Source organism: Salinicoccus sp. CNSTN-B1, assembly GCF_054792835.1.
On record NZ_JBTWMN010000004.1, the window covers coordinates 1,872,650 to 1,889,094 of the forward strand.

At 48.3% G+C, this 16,445-nt stretch carries 12 protein-coding genes, 6 pseudogenes and 1 riboswitch; of the genes and pseudogenes, 2 read left to right on the forward strand and 16 right to left on the reverse strand.

Translation table 11 applies throughout. The features are described from left to right. Window positions 1-47: 47 nt before the first annotated feature. The 9 genes and pseudogenes from ACYF68_RS11025 to ACYF68_RS11065 all read right to left on the reverse strand — a co-directional run bounded on the left by ACYF68_RS11025 (window position 48) and on the right by ACYF68_RS11065 (window position 8,030). Window positions 48-1,045 (reverse strand): annotated as a pseudogene (locus tag ACYF68_RS11025) (ThiF family adenylyltransferase). After that, window positions 1,045-1,810: pseudogene (locus tag ACYF68_RS11030) on the reverse strand (thiazole synthase). The pseudogenes ACYF68_RS11025 and ACYF68_RS11030 overlap by 1 nt, the downstream one beginning before the upstream one ends. 1 nt (window position 1,811) lies before the next feature. Continuing rightward, a complete protein-coding gene (gene thiS, locus ACYF68_RS11035) occupies window positions 1,812-2,012 on the reverse strand; it encodes a sulfur carrier protein ThiS (protein WP_461046865.1) in 201 nt (66 codons plus the stop codon). Further along, window positions 1,975-3,111 (reverse strand): annotated as a pseudogene (locus ACYF68_RS11040) (NAD(P)/FAD-dependent oxidoreductase). The gene thiS and the pseudogene ACYF68_RS11040 overlap by 38 nt, the downstream one beginning before the upstream one ends. Then, on the reverse strand, window positions 3,104-3,697 hold the full coding sequence (locus tag ACYF68_RS11045) for a thiamine phosphate synthase (RefSeq protein WP_461047602.1): 594 nt from the start codon (window positions 3,695-3,697) through the stop codon (window positions 3,104-3,106). Before ACYF68_RS11045 ends, ACYF68_RS11040 begins: the two are co-directional and overlap by 8 nt. 51 nt (window positions 3,698-3,748) lie before the next feature. Next, window positions 3,749-3,858, reverse strand: a riboswitch (TPP riboswitch). Window positions 3,859-4,280: 422 nt separating this feature from the next. Next, a pseudogene (locus ACYF68_RS11050) lies at window positions 4,281-6,214 on the reverse strand (aconitate hydratase). A 198-nt stretch (window positions 6,215-6,412) separates the two neighbouring features. After that, window positions 6,413-6,904, reverse strand: coding sequence for an AAA-type ATPase lid domain-containing protein (locus tag ACYF68_RS11055; protein WP_461046866.1), 492 nt, complete (start codon window positions 6,902-6,904; stop codon window positions 6,413-6,415). A gap of 35 nt (window positions 6,905-6,939) precedes the next feature. Next, window positions 6,940-7,491: a sigma 54-interacting transcriptional regulator gene (locus ACYF68_RS11060; protein ID WP_461046868.1), complete on the reverse strand. Its 552-nt coding sequence runs from the start codon at window positions 7,489-7,491 to the stop codon at window positions 6,940-6,942. Window positions 7,492-7,601: 110 nt separating this feature from the next. After that, window positions 7,602-8,030, reverse strand: a complete 429-nt coding sequence (locus ACYF68_RS11065; RefSeq protein WP_461046870.1) for a hypothetical protein — start codon at window positions 8,028-8,030, stop codon at window positions 7,602-7,604. A 218-nt stretch (window positions 8,031-8,248) separates the two neighbouring features. On the opposite strand from ACYF68_RS11065, the gene iadA reads away from it, so the two are divergent. Continuing rightward, the gene (iadA, locus tag ACYF68_RS11070) at window positions 8,249-9,394 is read left to right on the forward strand and encodes a beta-aspartyl-peptidase (RefSeq protein ID WP_461046872.1); all 1,146 of its coding nucleotides are present in this window, start codon (window positions 8,249-8,251) and stop codon (window positions 9,392-9,394) included. Window positions 9,395-9,465: 71 nt separating this feature from the next. Then, window positions 9,466-10,826: pseudogene (gene nhaC / locus ACYF68_RS11075) on the forward strand (Na+/H+ antiporter NhaC). 130 nt (window positions 10,827-10,956) lie between these two features. Here nhaC and ACYF68_RS11080 read toward each other — a convergent pair. The 7 genes and pseudogenes from ACYF68_RS11080 to ACYF68_RS11110 form a co-directional block, all read right to left on the reverse strand. Continuing rightward, entirely contained in the window at window positions 10,957-11,526 is a 570-nt protein-coding gene (locus ACYF68_RS11080; RefSeq protein WP_461046873.1) for a YdcF family protein, read from the reverse strand. A gap of 52 nt (window positions 11,527-11,578) precedes the next feature. Then, window positions 11,579-12,361 carry a GNAT family N-acetyltransferase gene (locus tag ACYF68_RS11085; RefSeq protein ID WP_461046875.1) on the reverse strand — a complete coding sequence of 261 codons (783 nt, stop codon included), beginning with the start codon at window positions 12,359-12,361 and terminating at the stop codon, window positions 11,579-11,581. Continuing rightward, window positions 12,310-12,588 carry a hypothetical protein gene (locus ACYF68_RS11090; RefSeq protein WP_461046876.1) on the reverse strand — a complete coding sequence of 93 codons (279 nt, stop codon included), beginning with the start codon at window positions 12,586-12,588 and terminating at the stop codon, window positions 12,310-12,312. The genes ACYF68_RS11085 and ACYF68_RS11090 overlap by 52 nt, the downstream gene beginning before the upstream one ends. Before the next feature lie 197 nt (window positions 12,589-12,785). Continuing rightward, window positions 12,786-13,377: pseudogene (locus ACYF68_RS11095) on the reverse strand (sugar transferase). Between the two features lie 44 nt (window positions 13,378-13,421). Next, complete coding sequence (locus tag ACYF68_RS11100; RefSeq protein WP_461046878.1) at window positions 13,422-14,777, reverse strand: phenylacetate--CoA ligase family protein; 1,356 nt, start codon at window positions 14,775-14,777, stop codon at window positions 13,422-13,424. A 45-nt stretch (window positions 14,778-14,822) separates the two neighbouring features. After that, window positions 14,823-16,004 (reverse strand): glycosyltransferase family 4 protein, encoded by a 1,182-nt coding sequence (locus ACYF68_RS11105; RefSeq protein WP_461046880.1) that lies wholly within the window; start codon window positions 16,002-16,004, stop codon window positions 14,823-14,825. Window positions 16,005-16,022: 18 nt separating this feature from the next. Beyond that, entirely contained in the window at window positions 16,023-16,427 is a 405-nt protein-coding gene (locus ACYF68_RS11110) for a hypothetical protein (RefSeq protein ID WP_461046882.1), read from the reverse strand. Window positions 16,428-16,445 lie beyond the last annotated feature (18 nt).

Here is a 16,445-nt window from a genome sequence, read left to right on the forward strand (position 1 = left end):
CTGGTCCGGACATAATATTTCCATTCTTAATGTGCTGGTCTGCATGATCATCTGATTGCTTTCATAAGCGTCTTATAGAAGTCAGAAGCGGCACCTTCTGATTCAAGTCCATATACATTCATCCGACCATCACAGAACATGGTCATTTTTATGCCTTCATACTCGAGAAACTTCACATAGGCATTCTCCTTCTTGATGTCACCGGGTAAGTACGCGGCGCTGTCGAATAGAGACCTTTTAAACCTGAATAGGTAGGCCCCACCGCACAAACTCTCAACGGGGTCAGCTTTTCTTCTGCTCAATGATCCATACTCATTTTTAACGCAGACCGGACAGTCCTCATCCTTCAGACTGTCGATGTCGACCGACCGGTTCTGCATCGTGAAGATATCCAGCGAAATGAGTTTTTTGGAGAATCCTGCGCCGGAAACATACCGCATCAATTCTCCAATCTCATAGCTTATCACCTGATGGATGGCCGGCGGAACCACACCGTTGACCGCACAACTTTCCCCGGTTTCAGGTATGGCGTTGAGCATGCATTTCAAACAGGGACCGGTATAATCCATTGCATAGATTGTCCCCCTGCTGCCGACAGCTGCGCCATAGACCCATGGAACATTGGCCTTATAGCATGCTTCGTTGATCAGGAACCGCATTTCGAAGTTATCCATGCCATCGAGGACGATATCCGGCTGATGCGTGGCCAGAAGTGCTTCTATATTGAGGGGTGTGATTTCTGTATACACCGCATCCACCTCGACATGCCGGTTGATCCGGCTGATCTTCTCTTTCAGCACATGCACTTTCGGGGACATGGATTCGGCATCATATTCATCATACAACGCTTGCCTGTGCAGGTTCGAGCATTCCACAATATCCATATCGATGATGGTCAGATGACCCGCCCCATACGGGCGAGCTGTTCCGCCAAATGGCTGCCCAATGCGCCAGCGCCCATAATCATGATCCGGTAGTCCATCAGTTGCTGCTGGCCGGCCTCTCCGAAGGGCGTGAACCGGACCTGCCGATTGTAGCGTTCCATCAGAGAAAACCCAGTCCATCAGCGGGACTCGATGCCTCGGCAGTATACTTCACCGGGATCCTTCCCGCTTCATAGCTTAATCTGCCCGCTTCTATCCCCAACTTCATCGCCTCGGCCATCTTCACCGGATCTTTTGCAGCAGAGACCGCCGTGTTGAGTAGCACTGCATCCGCACCAAGCTCCATCGCATGGCATGCATCCCTCGGGGAGCCGATGCCCGCATCCACAATGACAGGGATTTCAGCCTGTTCAATAATGTACCTCAGATTGAGGGGGTTGCTGATCCCCGCCCTGTACCTATCGGTGAGGCGAGCGGCATGATGGCATGGACGCCCAGTTCCTCCAGTTTTCTTGCCAGCACGACATCGTCTGAAGTATACGGACATACTGTATAGCCTTTTTGAGAAGTGTCCTGCATGCTTCATAGGTTTCGAGGGGATCGGGAAGTAGGGTCTTGTCATCCCCTATCACCTCGACCTTGATCATGTCGCACACACCCGCATGATCTGCAATCTCAGCGATTCTGACGGCCTCTTCAGCTGTCTTCGCCCCGGCTGTATTGGGGAAAGTGACAAAATTTTTCAGATCCACATCCGCCAGAGGACTCGGCAGATCCCTGTCGTAGAGGCTCATGCGTCTGACCGCGAAAGTGAGCACTTCCGTACCCGATGCCTCAATGGCCCGGGCCTGTATCGCTTCGTCTTCAAACTTTCCTGTTCCAAGCAGCAGTCTTGCTTTTAATTCAAACCGTCCTATTCTAAACATGTTATCCGCCTCCTACAAATTCCAACAGTTCCAGCCTGTCTGATTCTCTTACGATATATTCATTGAAATCCTTCTTCTTTACGAGCACATCATTGTATTCGACGACGATGCGCTCCACGTCCAACTCAAGAGATGCCAATACTTCTTCGATAGTCATCTCACAGTCAAATGTGAATGGATCCCCATTGATTGTACACTTCACTGTTTACGCCTCCTTTTGTTAATTGGAATTCCTTGAGCACTTCGGGCCTCTGATTTTTGATGACCCACTCCGCCACGAGTTCTCCGATGAGGGGGACAGCAGGATACCATTCCGGTAGTGGCCAGTGATGACAAAAAGGCCCGGCTCCAGCTCATCCATGATCGGCCTTTCGTCTGCGGTATATGGTCGGACCCCGACCATTTCTTCAACATCCGGCACGCGGCGAGGCAAGGTATATGCTCCTCTGCCTGCCGCTTCAGCCATTCCACGCCCGCATCCGAGACACCGACCGTAAGATCGTCGAAATAGCTGGTTGCACCGATCAGGAACCGATTCTTATTCTTCGGTACGATGTAGCACCCACTCGTTGTAAAAACCGTCTGTTCGAGCGCCAGGCCATCATGTTCGACGAGAAGAACTTCCCCTTTAACCCCCGTAACTGGCATGTCCGCCCTATATTCACCCAATAATTTCCCGCTCCATGCCCCGCCGGCGATGATTACTTTATCTGCATGTATCTCGCCGGATGAAGTGATCAAGGTATAGCCATCAGATTTTTTGGCCACATGGTGGACTTCAGTACGGCCAAAGCGGTCGATGCCCGATGCGGTGAGTGAGACAAGCAGTGCGTTTGTATATTTCCAGGCGTTGATCTGTCCGTCATCTGGTATATGGATGGCCCGGTTACGGTATGCCACTGCCCCCAGCGTCAAAGTCTCGAGTTCCGATTTGGACAATAGGCGGACCTTGGGATCCCGATAATGCAGAAAATCATATTGGGCGTCGAGACCCGGAATATCCTCCGCATGAGAGGCCATCTTGATCAGCCCGCTCCGTCTATACTCGATATCAATCCCATTTTCATCCATGAATTCCCGGCTCAAGGCTTCGAACTTATCCCTCGATGCGACTGCCAATCTGTATAGCGCGCTGTCCGCTTTAAATTCATTCTGCGCCCGAGCATGCCACCTGCTTTGTAGGAAGCGTGCTTCCCCGGCACATCACGGTCTATTACTGCAATCTTCATGCCTGACCGATGGAGTGTTTTTGCTATCGACATACCGATGACACCAGAACCGACAATTGCGACATCATACATCCTTACACCACATCCTTCTCACCGCCTTAATCTCTTCAATGCTCTGGTCCATGAATAATGAAATGGCACAGATACCGCTGAATCCGTCCGGCAGACTGTCTATCGTATAGTGGTTGATGCCGCCGATGGCCATTACCGGCATATCCATTTCCGTCGCCCGTTCCGTTTCTTCCCGGGACCTCGGCGGCACGCCCTTTTTAGAAGCGCTTTCAAAAACATGTCCGAAATGCACGTAATCCAGTCCATGGGACCGGGCCTTTCTGATACTTTCCACGGAATGTGTTGACATGCTTACAGTAACCTCTGGGTACTTGGCTTTATATGCATATGCCAACGGGTCGTCTTCCTTGAAATGGATTGCAGTGAGGTGGAAGGCTTCCAGCACACTCACATCACTATGGATAATCAACTTCTGTTTTGGAAAACCCTTATCCAACAGTCCATTGATGAACTGCTTCAGTTCTCCTGAATCCATGGGCGTCCTCAGCAACAGACGGTCGATGACAGGTGCTATGTCGATAAAGTGCCCCAAATCTTCAGCATTCAAAGTTTTGTAATGTGTAATCGCGATAAATATGGTTCCCACCCCAAATAAAAAAGCGTTATTTTTCTTGTAGAAAAATAACGCGTCAAGTTTCTTCAATTAACGTCACTTTCCTACGCCAGTATGAACTGGATCAGGTTCAAGGAATCCCAAAGTCACTACTTTGGTCTCAGCCTTTAACAAAGGCACTTCCAGTGATTTCGTTTCTTATTCAATTGATGGATCTTTCAGGCGAACTTTACTAGAGTATCGCTTTCTAATAAATATTCTAACCCATATCATTACATAATACAATCATTGGGATGCGGCCACTTTGTATGAAGAAAGCCGGAAGACCATTTGAAATCACACTTTCGAGGGCTTTCTCTGTGGCACTCACCCAATCGGGAATTGGCACAGCCTGTGCCATTATCCACCTTACCTACTCTGGCTGTAATGAGGGATCGGCCCATCCAAAGCTTTCTGTGCCTCAAAAAAGAAGGACTTCATGTTTTATCCAATCCAGATGGGATTTGTTTCATGACTGGCCCATCAGCGGCCGGTCAACTATGGATTAGGCCAGTATTGTATCAATATTAAAATAGTGGACGTGCTTTTGCACGCCCACTATTTTTCTGACCGTATCTTATTGACGCTGCTTCGCCCAGTTGATGATGCCGCCGGCGAGCAGGATGTCGAGGTCACGCCCTGTCAGACTGTGGTGGACAGTGATTTCTTCATCCGCGTCTTTCAGTCGGATGGTGAATGTGTCCGTATCCCGGATGGTCTGGTGGATATTGCGGAATTCCAGTACATCCCCTTCGCCAATCTTCTGGTGATCGGCCGGGTCATCAAATGTCAACGGCAGGATGCCGAAGTTGATGAGGTTCTGCAGATGGATCCGCGCAAAATCTTTGACCAGGACAACTTTCAGGCCGAGGTAACGTGGGGCGAGTGCCGCATGTTCCCGACTGGACCCTTGTCCGTAGTTGTTCCCGGCGACGATCATATGACCGCCTTCTTCACGTTTTTCTGCTGCCCGTTCGGTGTAGGTTTCATCCACTCCTTCGAAGACGAAGGAACTGATTTTCGGGATGTTACTGCGGAACGGCAACACCCTCGAGCCACCTGCCAGAATTTCGTCTGTAGAGATATTGTCTGCCATCTTAAGTATGACCGGCAAGTCGAAATTATCCTCTATTGGATCGAAATTCGGGATGGATGATACGTTCGGTCCTTTTTCCAGCTCGATGTTCTCTTTGTCCTTAGGCGGCGCCTCCAGCATCTCACCCTTCTTGACGGCAGCCGCCTCCGGAATTTCCGGATAGTCCATTTCCAGTGTCCGTGGGTCGGTGATGACACCGAACAAGGCAGAAGCGGCTGCTGTTTCAGGACTACATAGGAAGACACTGTCCTCTTTCGTGCCGGACCTTCCTGGGAAGTTACGCGGTGTCGTCCGCAAACTGTTTTGGCCGGTAGCTGGTGCCTGTCCCATGCCGATACAGCCGTTACAGCCCGCCTGGTGCATCCGTGCACCGGAAGACAGTAGGCTCGCGATATGGCCATTTTCGACCAGCTGCTGCAGCAACAATCTGGACGTTGGGTTGATGTCGAACGAGATGCCGTTGGCAATCGTTTTATCTTTGACGATCTCCGCCGCTATCGCAAAGTCACGGTAGCCAGGGTTCGCCGAAGAACCAATGTAAGACTGGTAGATCTCCTGACCGGCAATCTCTTCTACTGGTACGACATTGTCCGGACTCGTCGGTTTTGCGATCAGCGGAACCAACTCGGACAAGTTGATCTCTTCGTAGTCGTCATATTCTGCACCTTCGTCCGCCTTCAGTTCCCGCCACTCATCTTCACGCCCTTGCGTCTGCATGAAGCGCTTCACTTCCTCATCCGATGGGAAGACGGAAGTCGTCGCACCGAGTTCTGCGCCCATGTTGGCAATGACGTGACGGTCCATGGCGGACAGGTCATCAAGCCCCAGTCCGTAATATTCGATAATCTTGCCGACGCCGCCTTTGACGGTATGTCTACGAAGCATTTCCAATATGACATCTTTGGCGCTGACCCAGTCCGGCAGTTTGCCTGTGAGCTTCACGCCCATGATGCGCGGCATTTCCACATAATATGGTTCACCGGCCATAGCCATCGTCACGTCGATGCCGCCCGCTCCCATCGCAAGCATGCCCATACAACCGTTGGCACATGTATGACTGTCGGAACCGAGCAATGTTTTACCCGGAATTGATAACTCCTGCATATGCACCGGGTGGCTGACCCCATTACCCGGTCGGCTGTAGTGCACGCCGAACTTCTGCGCCGCACTGCGCAGGAACAGGTGATCATCCGGGTTACGGTGGTCATCCTGTATCAAGTTGTGGTCGACGTACTGAGCAGATACTTCAGTCTTCACTTCGTCAATATCCATCGCTTCCAGCTCAAGCATCACCATCGTACCTGTCGCATCCTGTGTCAGCGTCTGGTCGATCTTCAAGCCGATTTGTTCCCCAGGTGTCATATCCCCGACACCAAATGTTCTTTAATCAGCTTCTCTGCAACATTCATCTTCATGCATGTTTCCCCCTCAACCGATTTTATTTAATATAAAACACTCTATAATAGTATTATTCACTAAAAACTTACATTTAAACTGGATAATTGAACGATTATATTCTTTTACGATAAAAAACATCCTGCGACCAATGGTTTCTTGGTGACAGGATGTATATAGCTGAGAAATATTGCTTGTTATAGTTTGATGGGCGCGCTTTAAATCTCATTTCGCAAACTTTCATCTTCATCTTGTAGAAATTTCTCGCCCTTTGTTGAAATTGTCGTGCCCGCTCTCCCGACACGAACGTTCAGCAACCCCAATTCATTCAGAACATCAATCCTCAACCTGAGTTGCTGGTCTGACATTCTAATGCCGCCTGCTTCAAGGAGTTGCCTTATCTTTCCTCTACCATACGAAATATTTTCAGCCTTGCCCTGTTGGTATATTTTTAACATCTCAATGCTTTCAGCGAGGAAACCATGCTGCTCGATTTTTTTAACGATTTCTTTGGTATCTTCAGTTAGTTTATTTACATCTCCGTTATCACTATTGCTCTGTTTGCCCTTAAAGAAAATAGGCAAATCGTGAATCCCAATGAAATCCTGGTTCAAGCATGCGCAGTACGAGATTAGATTATATAGTTCTCTGACATTTCCTGGCCAATCATAATGATAGAACGAATCTAGTGCTTCTTCTGAGAAACGCATGCCCTCCTTATTCAGATGGTGCTTGAAAGCATCTATCAGAATAGGAATATCCTCTTTCTCTCCGCTATTGATGGGATGTTTAAAGTATATGAAGAAAGATGGGAGTAGAGCCTCTGGCTGAGGGTCCCGCCAGAATATAAAGTGAATGAATCCTCGAATGAGGAAGTGATTACTCGAATTTTACGTTTATGATTATCTGAATCTAGAAAGTTTGCCAGCTTATTTTGCATCAAATAGGGCAAACCCTCTATATTTTTAATATAAATTGTTCCATGTTTCTTCGCATTTAGCACACTTCCTCCCTTCTCCTTCTTACCAAATAAAGCTTCATCGATCATCGATTCATCCTTATCTAAACAGTTATAAATATAGAATGGGTATCTCTGATTATCCGATTCGTTATGTATCATTTCTGCCATCATCTGCTTGCCGGCGCCTGGTTCTCCTGTGATGTGGATAGTGTTCGATGTTTTAGCCATTTCTCCTGCAATTTTCAAGGTAGAAGCCATGACTGACGAATTGTAAGACACAGAGTCGAAATTTCTGTTCTTATTCTCATCGTAGACCTCTTCACGAGGTACTTTCATTTGATTGCTCGTCGCACTCACCATCGCCTTAATATAATGTTGCATCAATAAGGTGTATGCAATATCCAATTGGAAAATATTCTGTAAGTCCACGACCGTTTCAATGGAAATCACCCTCGGTCCGATATCCAATACTTTATTTGGAGTCTGTGGAACAAGGTTCGACTCCCCGGAGTGACCATGTAGTCAAAACTTCCAGTCACGTATTCTTCTCCAGAATATGGTATGAAGTTGTGGTTTGGCAGTATGTTCTTCAATTCCTCCACAGTCTCCCGGGTGGAATCAGGGTTGTCATTGACGACTACAAATGTTGAATAATCGTCAATCGTCATCAACTCTTTGAGCCGCACTATATTTACCGTTCTCTTGGCTACTATGACTTGGCAAGTTTCAGGCAGAAAGGGCTTCACGATCTTCTTGATCTCTAAAGATGATAGCAGTACCACATCCGAATTTCTGATTGTACCCTGTGTCAGGTCTTTCAAGGTTGTCCCCACAATTGTGACGTTCTGATTGAATATATCCTTCATCTGTTGCATTAAGAAATTCAAATTCTCCTCTTGAATGCCTATTATAAATAATCTCATACCTGCTTATCCCCTCATCGGTAAGTTCTCTATAACCTCATTTTACACTTTTCATCGATAAAATCATCCTAAATAAAGTTATTAATAAGTTTAATTAGGTTGTAATAGTATTTAATGAGTTGTATAATTCAACTATTCTAATAATTATGATTTTTAAAAGGAGACTCTTTATGTTCACTTTAATTAAGAATGGCGAAGTGTTTGCACCGAACTCGATTGGGAAACAATCAATCTTGATGAACGCGGGCCGGATTATCCAAGTCGGAGACATTGATGAAGACAATCTAAAGAGACTATTTGAAGTCAAGGTAATAGATGCAGAAAATATGATTGTCGCTCCAGGCATTATTGATCCGCATGTTCACTTGATTGGTGGAGGGGGTGAAAGCGGCTTTGCCAGTCGCACACCAGAACTGCAGCTCAGTAATATCATTAAAGCGGGGGTTACTACTGTCGTCGGTTGTCTCGGGACGGACGGGACGACCCGGCATATGACCTCCCTGCTCGCCAAGGCCAGAGGGCTCGAAGAGGAAGGCATCACTGCTTACATATATACAGGAAACTACAGCATCCCTACCCCAACCATCACCGGTTCCGTCAAAGATGATGTCATTTTGATCGATAAAGTGATCGGGGCTGGGGAAATCGCCATCTCGGATTCAAGATCTGCACAACCATCAGCACATGAAGTCGCCAAGTTGGCTGCAGAATCGAGAGTCGGAGGACTCCTCAGTAAAAAAGCAGGTGTCACCCACTTCCATGTTGGCATCGGTAAAGAGCGCCTCGCTTTTCTTAGAGCACTGTTGGAAGACTATGAGATTCCACCCGCAAACATTTATGCTACGCATATCACAAGAAGTGAACAACTCGTTGATGAAGCGATTGAATTGTCGAACAGAGGCGCCTATGTGGATATTACGGCAGACGATGATACTGCCTATTGGATCAGCTACTTCAAAGCAAACGGGGGCAACTTCAAGAATCTTACAGTGTCATCTGACGGCAATGGGAGCCTTCCCGTTTTTGATGAAAATGGAGAGATGACTGGGTTTGGAGTGGCTACACAGGAGAAGCTCTTCAAACAAGTCGCTGAATCCGTCAAGGAACATGGGGTCAATCTATCTGAAGCACTGTCTTTAGTAACGTCAAATACCGCGAGAGCACTGCGTCTCAATCACAAAGGGGCCATTAAAAAAGACTTCGACGCAGATGTGCTCGTACTGGATAAGAAAACACTCGACATCAAGCATGTCTTCGCCAAAGGCCAGCATATGCTTGAAGACGGTGAAGTACTTGTAAAAGGCATGTTCGAATAATAAAAAATCCAAGGGGAAAAGAAATGACTAGAAAACCAACACTACTGGAAGCGGCTTTGCCGATTGTCGTCATGTTGCTGCTTCTGGCAATCGGATATGGTGTTTACGGCTTAAGTCCTGAACCTTTACTTATATTGTCGGCAATTTTTGCTGGATTCATCGCGATGCGGGTCGGAGTGAAATGGGCGGATATGTTGGAAGGCATAAAAGAAAAGTTGAATATGGCCATGCCAGCAATCCTGGTTCTGATATCCATCGGGATACTGATTGGTACTTGGATGATTGCAGGCACCATTCCAATGATGATCTACTATGGTCTTGAACTCATCAATCCACAATTTATAGTTGTAATTGCATTTGTAGTCTCTGCCATCATCTCCATCGTAACCGGTACATCATGGGGGTCGGCTGGTACAGTAGGGGTCGCCTTGATGGGCATCTCGACTGGACTCGGGGCTTCACTGCCTGCTACGGCTGGTGCTGTAGTGGCGGGTGCTTATTTTGGAGATAAACTATCACCACTCTCTGACACTACCAACCTTGCACCGATTGCTGCTGGCAGTGAACTATATGAACATATAAAACACATGCTTTATACCACCATTCCAGCTGCGATAGTCGCAATGGCTGTCTACCTATTCATTGGCTTTAACCTACCAGCAAATAATATAACTGCACCTGAAGAAATGACCAATATGTTGACGACTCTCGATGAAATGTTCAAATGGAATATACTGCTGCTACTGCCGGTAGTGTTGATACTCTATGGTTCCATCACACAGAAACCGACATTGCCCACCATTATATTTTCATCATTCGTGGCTGGTGCAATCGCCATTTTTTACCAAGGGTTTTCAGCAGAAAAGGTGTTTGCTTCGACAGTCACCGGATTTGATGTGTCGATGATTACAGGAATGGATGTCAACTCGATACCCGAAGAAGTGACGTCATTGGTGACCCAAGGCGGCATGCAGTCAATGACCAGTGTCATCCTCATCGCCTTCAGTGCCTTTGCCTTTGCAGGCATCATTACAAAAGCCGGAGCTTTGGAAGTGATCATGACTGCCTTACTGAAATTCGTCAAAAGGACGGGCGACCTCATTTTAAGCACCGTCGTTTCATGTATTACAATGGCTCTGGTGACCGGTAACTCATATCTTTCCATTATTGTACCTGGGGATCTATTCAAGGAAACCTATAAAAGAAGAATCTGCATGCCAAAAACCTTTCCCGTACATTAGAGGACTCGGGCACCGTAGTAGTTCCCCTCATCCCATGGTCATCTGCCGGTGTCTATATGGCCGGAGTGCTCGGCGTCTCAACTTTAAGTTATGCACCGTGGGCCATATTCTGTTACCTCGGATTCGTTTTTGCGATAATATTGGGCTACACAGGAATCGGCATTACCAAGATTTCGAAAAATGCTGAGTAATATTGCTTATTTAAAACGAGGAAAGTTCTATAAAAATTCCATTATCCGAATAAAAAGCTTCACTGGATCATTTAACATCCAATGAAGCTTTTTTGAATTCTACCCCCGTTATCCTGAGCCATGCGCTCCCCTACTCACTCCAGCGATACACCCCGAAGCGGTACGCCCATAGTTTAATGGCTTCACTGTACCATATATAGAAAGCCCCTGGCCCCTCATTCCACCGGTGATCAGCTTCTGACAGGGAAGAGATGTACCGGAACTCAAAGCTGCCGTCATTAAGCTTGTCATAGATATATTTCGTTCGCTTAACATGATAATCGCTCGTGACGACAAGTGCCGAAGACATACCTTCTTCCTCCATTATTTCCATTGTATAGAGCGCGTTCTGATAAGTGCTCGTGGCTTCATGGTCGAGCAGCAATGCGCTCGGTGGTATACCGTTTTCGACTGCTAAAGCGCTGCTCTGTGCGAATCGTTCACTTTCCACCACTGGGGTGATAAGCACTTTTTCAGCATACCCTTCCTTAAATAATGCAGCTGCTTTTTCCATACGGCTCGCCTCCCCTCCTCCAACCATCACGATAAGGTCGCTTGGAACCGGTTCATCCGAGTAACCGTGGCTGAAACTGTCGATCAGGGCAACGGCGGCAAACAGCAGAAGCAGGCAGAACGCGATGACGGCCAATCTTATTTTCATATCTTCCACCTGCCTGACAGAGTAATCATGATTATGATCTTGAAACCTCATTCTATGCTTGTTTCTGTTGTATCTGAGCGTCCATTGCTCTGTATGCAGGGAAGAATTCATTATCTCCTGGGACACCCTTGTTCAGGCATAACTCCCTATAGACGGATGGGTTCCATACTTTTCTGCCGATATGGAATTCAAACTCTGTGTTTTTGGAGAACCTTTTCTTGAATTTCAATACAGAGTCCTCCGGATCATTGGAGATGCCGCCGCCGTAATGGATGACTGAATAGTCATTCTCATGGGCCCAGTTCATCATGGTATATTTCAGTAGATAGGCTGGAGAGTATGTCAGAAAGTCATCCTTGGTGCCGTTCAGATGATCATGGATCGCTTCACCGGAGCTGAAGTAGAGCCCCATCGCCACTATCTCATCTTCAAAAAATACACTTGTCGTCAGTATGTCTTCCGGAAAGTTCTCCTTCAGTCTATTGAAATAGTCCTCTTCGAAGTAATAGAATCCGGAAGCATTGGTGCGTGCCATGGTTTCCTCGTAGATGTCGATGAATGCATCCACCTTGCCGAACCCCTTCTCCAAGACACATGAGAAGCGTTCGTCCTTCAACAGTTTTCTGGTTTTCCGGCGCGCCGTTGAACAAAATTCTTTTTTGAAAGGATCTTCAAACCGTTTAAGGTCCGTACCCACAGTCTTTCTTACGAATTGTATATCATAGATGTCCTGAAACGGTTCCTGATTCTGATAGAGGGGATTGAACCGCACAAATTCAGAGACTACATTATTTCTTCTGCAGAACTCCGAGAATACCTTATTGAAATGGACCACCAGTTTATCTTGATCTGTTGAATGGTGGATGACTGGACCACCGTATCCATAAGGTGTGATGAGGTCATAATATTTTTCGCCCCTACAGTATCCGGGATTTCCCGCTTTATGGTGCTGTGTGTAATGTGCCCGTCCTTGCTTTTAAGTTCAAAGAAAACCGCTTCACCGTTCTCAATCAGTTCATTCACCCGACCGTACTCCCGCGTAAAATAAATATCATTGTTCATAGTGAGCCCCCTAATTGGATTTTATCCGTACTGCGCACTTTCCTTATATGCATAAGTTCAGGCAGCCATCGCAGCGTTATGTTCATGAACAATGATGTTTTTTCTCTTTATTTCTTTTATGGCCACCTTCGTTTTTCCCAGTCACAACTTGAATATGATCCTCAAGCTGCCACCCGACCCGGTGCAGCGAGTGAATTTTATTGGTTATTGCCCAAAAACGGCTGGACCGTACTTTCTCCTTCCTGGCTGATGCCGTCCCGCTTCAGCACTTTCATCACCGTCATCAGTACAATTTTGATATCCAGACACAGCGATTGGTTTTCGACATACCACACATCCATCTCAAGTCTATCCTGCCAAGGAATTGTATTACGTCCGTTCACTTGGGCCCATCCGGTGATGCCCGGTCGGACATCATGGCGCTTCTGCTGCCTCTCACTATAGAGGGGCAGATATGCCGTCAGCAGCGGCCTTGGCCCGACGATGCTCAAGTCCCCTTCACTACATTCAACAACTGGGCAGCTCGTCCAGGCTGCTCCGGCGCAGCCATTCCCCTACAGGTGTCATACGTTCAGCGTCAGGCAGCAGCTGACCCGCCTCATCCCGCTCGTTGGTCATCGTCCGGAACTTGTACAATGTGAATGGCCGGCCGCCGAGCCCTGGACGCACCTGTTTGAAGATTACAGGCGGCCCAATCGCCGTCCTTAGAACCGCCGCGGCCGCAACCATCAACGGTGCAGCAATCATGAGCCCAGCAGCCGCCCCAGTAAGATCAAACACCCTTTTCATCTTATACATCACACCCAACCCCTTTGAATGATATGCCGGCGCCGCTACTGCTGGCGCGCCGTCACTTCGTTGATGAGGAAGCGTAATTTTCCGCTCTTTTCCCTCGGGATGAAGTCCACATAATTGATTCTATAGCGGCTGTCTTTACCAAGCCGTCGGATGATCCGGTTTTTGAATACCGTTTCATCCTGCTTGGTGAAGTCCGGTTCGATAACCATATTGATGATGAAATTCTTCAAGTCCTCCTGGATGAACTGATACGAGATCACCTTATCTTCCAACCCTTCGACAGCACGTGCGATGCCGACATTTGATACTCTGTTGCCGTGGCTGCCGATCAGATAATCCGCTTTCCGTCCGTGTATTTTTCTGATGTTGATCTTATCGTTATAGGAATCGAGATAATCCCGTTCCGAATCGATTTCGACGTTGTCATTGATCCTGTACCTGACGAGCGGCGTGGCATGGTTGATGTAGCTGGTCACGACCATCTCATACAGATTTCCTTCAATCTTGAAGAATTCGAATAGACCCGTCTCCCGCCCGATGACGTACCCGCCATCTTGCTCCTCATAGATGAAAGGGGCGCCTTCGCCGCTTGCATACTGATCGATCACCGTAGTGTGGAAAGCTTTTTCTATATCAGCCTTTATATGCGGCAGCAGCGTTTCGGCATTTGGGAAAATTGCCGTGACCTCCCAGTCGATGTCGATGCCATTTGCCAATATATATTTCGCCACTGCATGTATGCCGGAAGGGAAGCCGTCCATCGTCTCTGGCTTAAATCGCTTCAGGCTCCTGTAGACTTCTGCGATGGTCTCAGGAGACAGCTGCGAAGCGGCGTAGAGCATCTGGTTCATCGGCATATTGTAGCGCCAGATGATGTTCTTATGGTCAACCGGTGTGAGATCCTGTCCCGTAAACGATGCCCGTCTGGAGAACGGCAGTACGCCGTTTTGTATCTTTATATAATCCAAGTAGGCGATCCTTCTGCCGCGGTCATGGGCCGAGTCATGGACCATCAGGCTTTCACCTGTAGTGCCACCCGTCCCTGAAAAGCCACTGTTGCCCGCGACCTGAGACCGTTCCGTCATCTCATACCGCATGTCCTGCTTCGTGGTGAACGGCAAGGCGGCAAAACTGTCATATATGGCATCTGGATCGATCTCGATGTCGCGGTACGCCGGCACATTGTCCTTCAGATGCCTCAGGAACTGCGTCAGCAATTCCGCCTGGCTGACGTCCTGACGCATGTATTGCGCCAGCGCCTCACGATAAGATGTGTTGTAGCGCTGTTTCCTCAGCTTATAGCCATATGCGCTGGTCATGGCGTGCTGCATGAAAACCGGCGACTTGTAGTAGATGCTGCGCGGAGAGATGCGCATCAGTGCCTTCAGCATTCTTATCCACCCCGTTCCTCAAATTGATTGTATGTCCCTTATGCCTCATGAGCCGGGGATGCGTGCTTCCTTTTCCGCATTGATGGTGCTCTGTTCCCCCAGTGAATCGTAGAAGTCGAGTAGTTCAGACTGCATGGCTTTCCGGTCGAAGCGCTGTGCTACGAAAGCGCGGCACGCAGCACTCATCCGCAGGCGCTCTTCAGGATGGCGGAACAGATACTGGATCGCTTCGGCCAATGAAGCGCTGGTCCTTTCTTCTGTAAGCAATCCCGTAGCACCATGCGCGAGCGTATCCCGGGCCCCGGTCGAGTTGAACGAAACGACCGGCACACCCATGGCCTGCGCTTCCACGCTGACGTTGCCGAATCCTTCGCGGAATGTCGGAAAGGCGAATATATCCATCATGCGGTAGTAATAGGCGATATCATCGGTGAAGGGCAGATGGATGATATCCTCATCTTCAACTATCCGCTCTCTGCTGCTTTTTGTTATCGGGTCCCCCGCCTCAAAATCGCCGACCAGCAGCAGTTTGATGCCTGCGCATCCCGACGACAGCGACTCGAATGCCTGCACCAGCTCGTCCACTCCCTTATCCCGCGTCATCCGGCCGGCGTAGCCGATGATGAAATCACCCTCCTCAATTCCCACCTCATGCCGCAACCTGCCATATTTTTCGCTGTCAAGCGCCAGGGGATCAAACGTTTCCATGTCGGTGCCATTGCTGCTACCCCCGCCGATTCTGACTACCTTGCCCTTTTTAAGGAGTTTACGCGCAATCAGTTCCTCTTCCAGGCTGTCTGAAATGACGATGACATGCGTACTGAAAAAACAAGTGAGCCACTCCGTCGTATACAATATTATCTTTTTGACACCTGTGACCGTCTCCAGCCTGAGCCCCCGCTGCATATAGATGCGAGACTTGACGCCGCTGAGGAACCCTGCAACCATTCCGAGGAGCCCGGCCTTTGGTGTGCTGAAATTGACAATGTCTGGCTGCTCCCGCCTCAGATACCGCGTCAGTTCATAAAGCGCCCGGATATCTTTGGCCACATGGATTTCCCGTTCAAATGGTATGAAATCCATCGTCAAATCCCTATACAACCTATCGAAATCATTGTTGCAGACGATTTTTACCGAATACCCGTTCCGCTCGATGAAATGCACCTGATCTTCTATCAGCAATACGCTCATTGACGACGTCACGCCCTGCACAATCTTCTTCTGCATATTCCACATCTCCAGACCTTAGATTTTGTCTCTGTGGTTCGGGCGGGCACCATCGTCCACTATGGTGTGAGGGCCCGGCTTCTTTTTCGAACCGATCAGCGCGAATGCAATGATGATGAGATAAAATAATTTGAACCTGTGCCTTAAGGCAGTCCCGGCGTTCGAGATGCCCAGACCGAATATCAGCCATCCGGCTGCGATGCCAAGCAGCACGATGGCAAGTATCGGCCGCCGTTTCACGACATCGATATTACGGATGAAGACGATCAGCGCAAAGACGTAGAAGAGCGCGTCCAGGAAGAAGCTGATCAGATCGCTGAAGTTGCGTACGCTCCAAGGCATTGGGGACGCGATGAAATAGATGATCTTAATCGGGGAAAAAACGATCAGCTGGAAAATGTTGTTGATCTCAAGCCCGGTCAAATAGGCCGTATCCCCCGC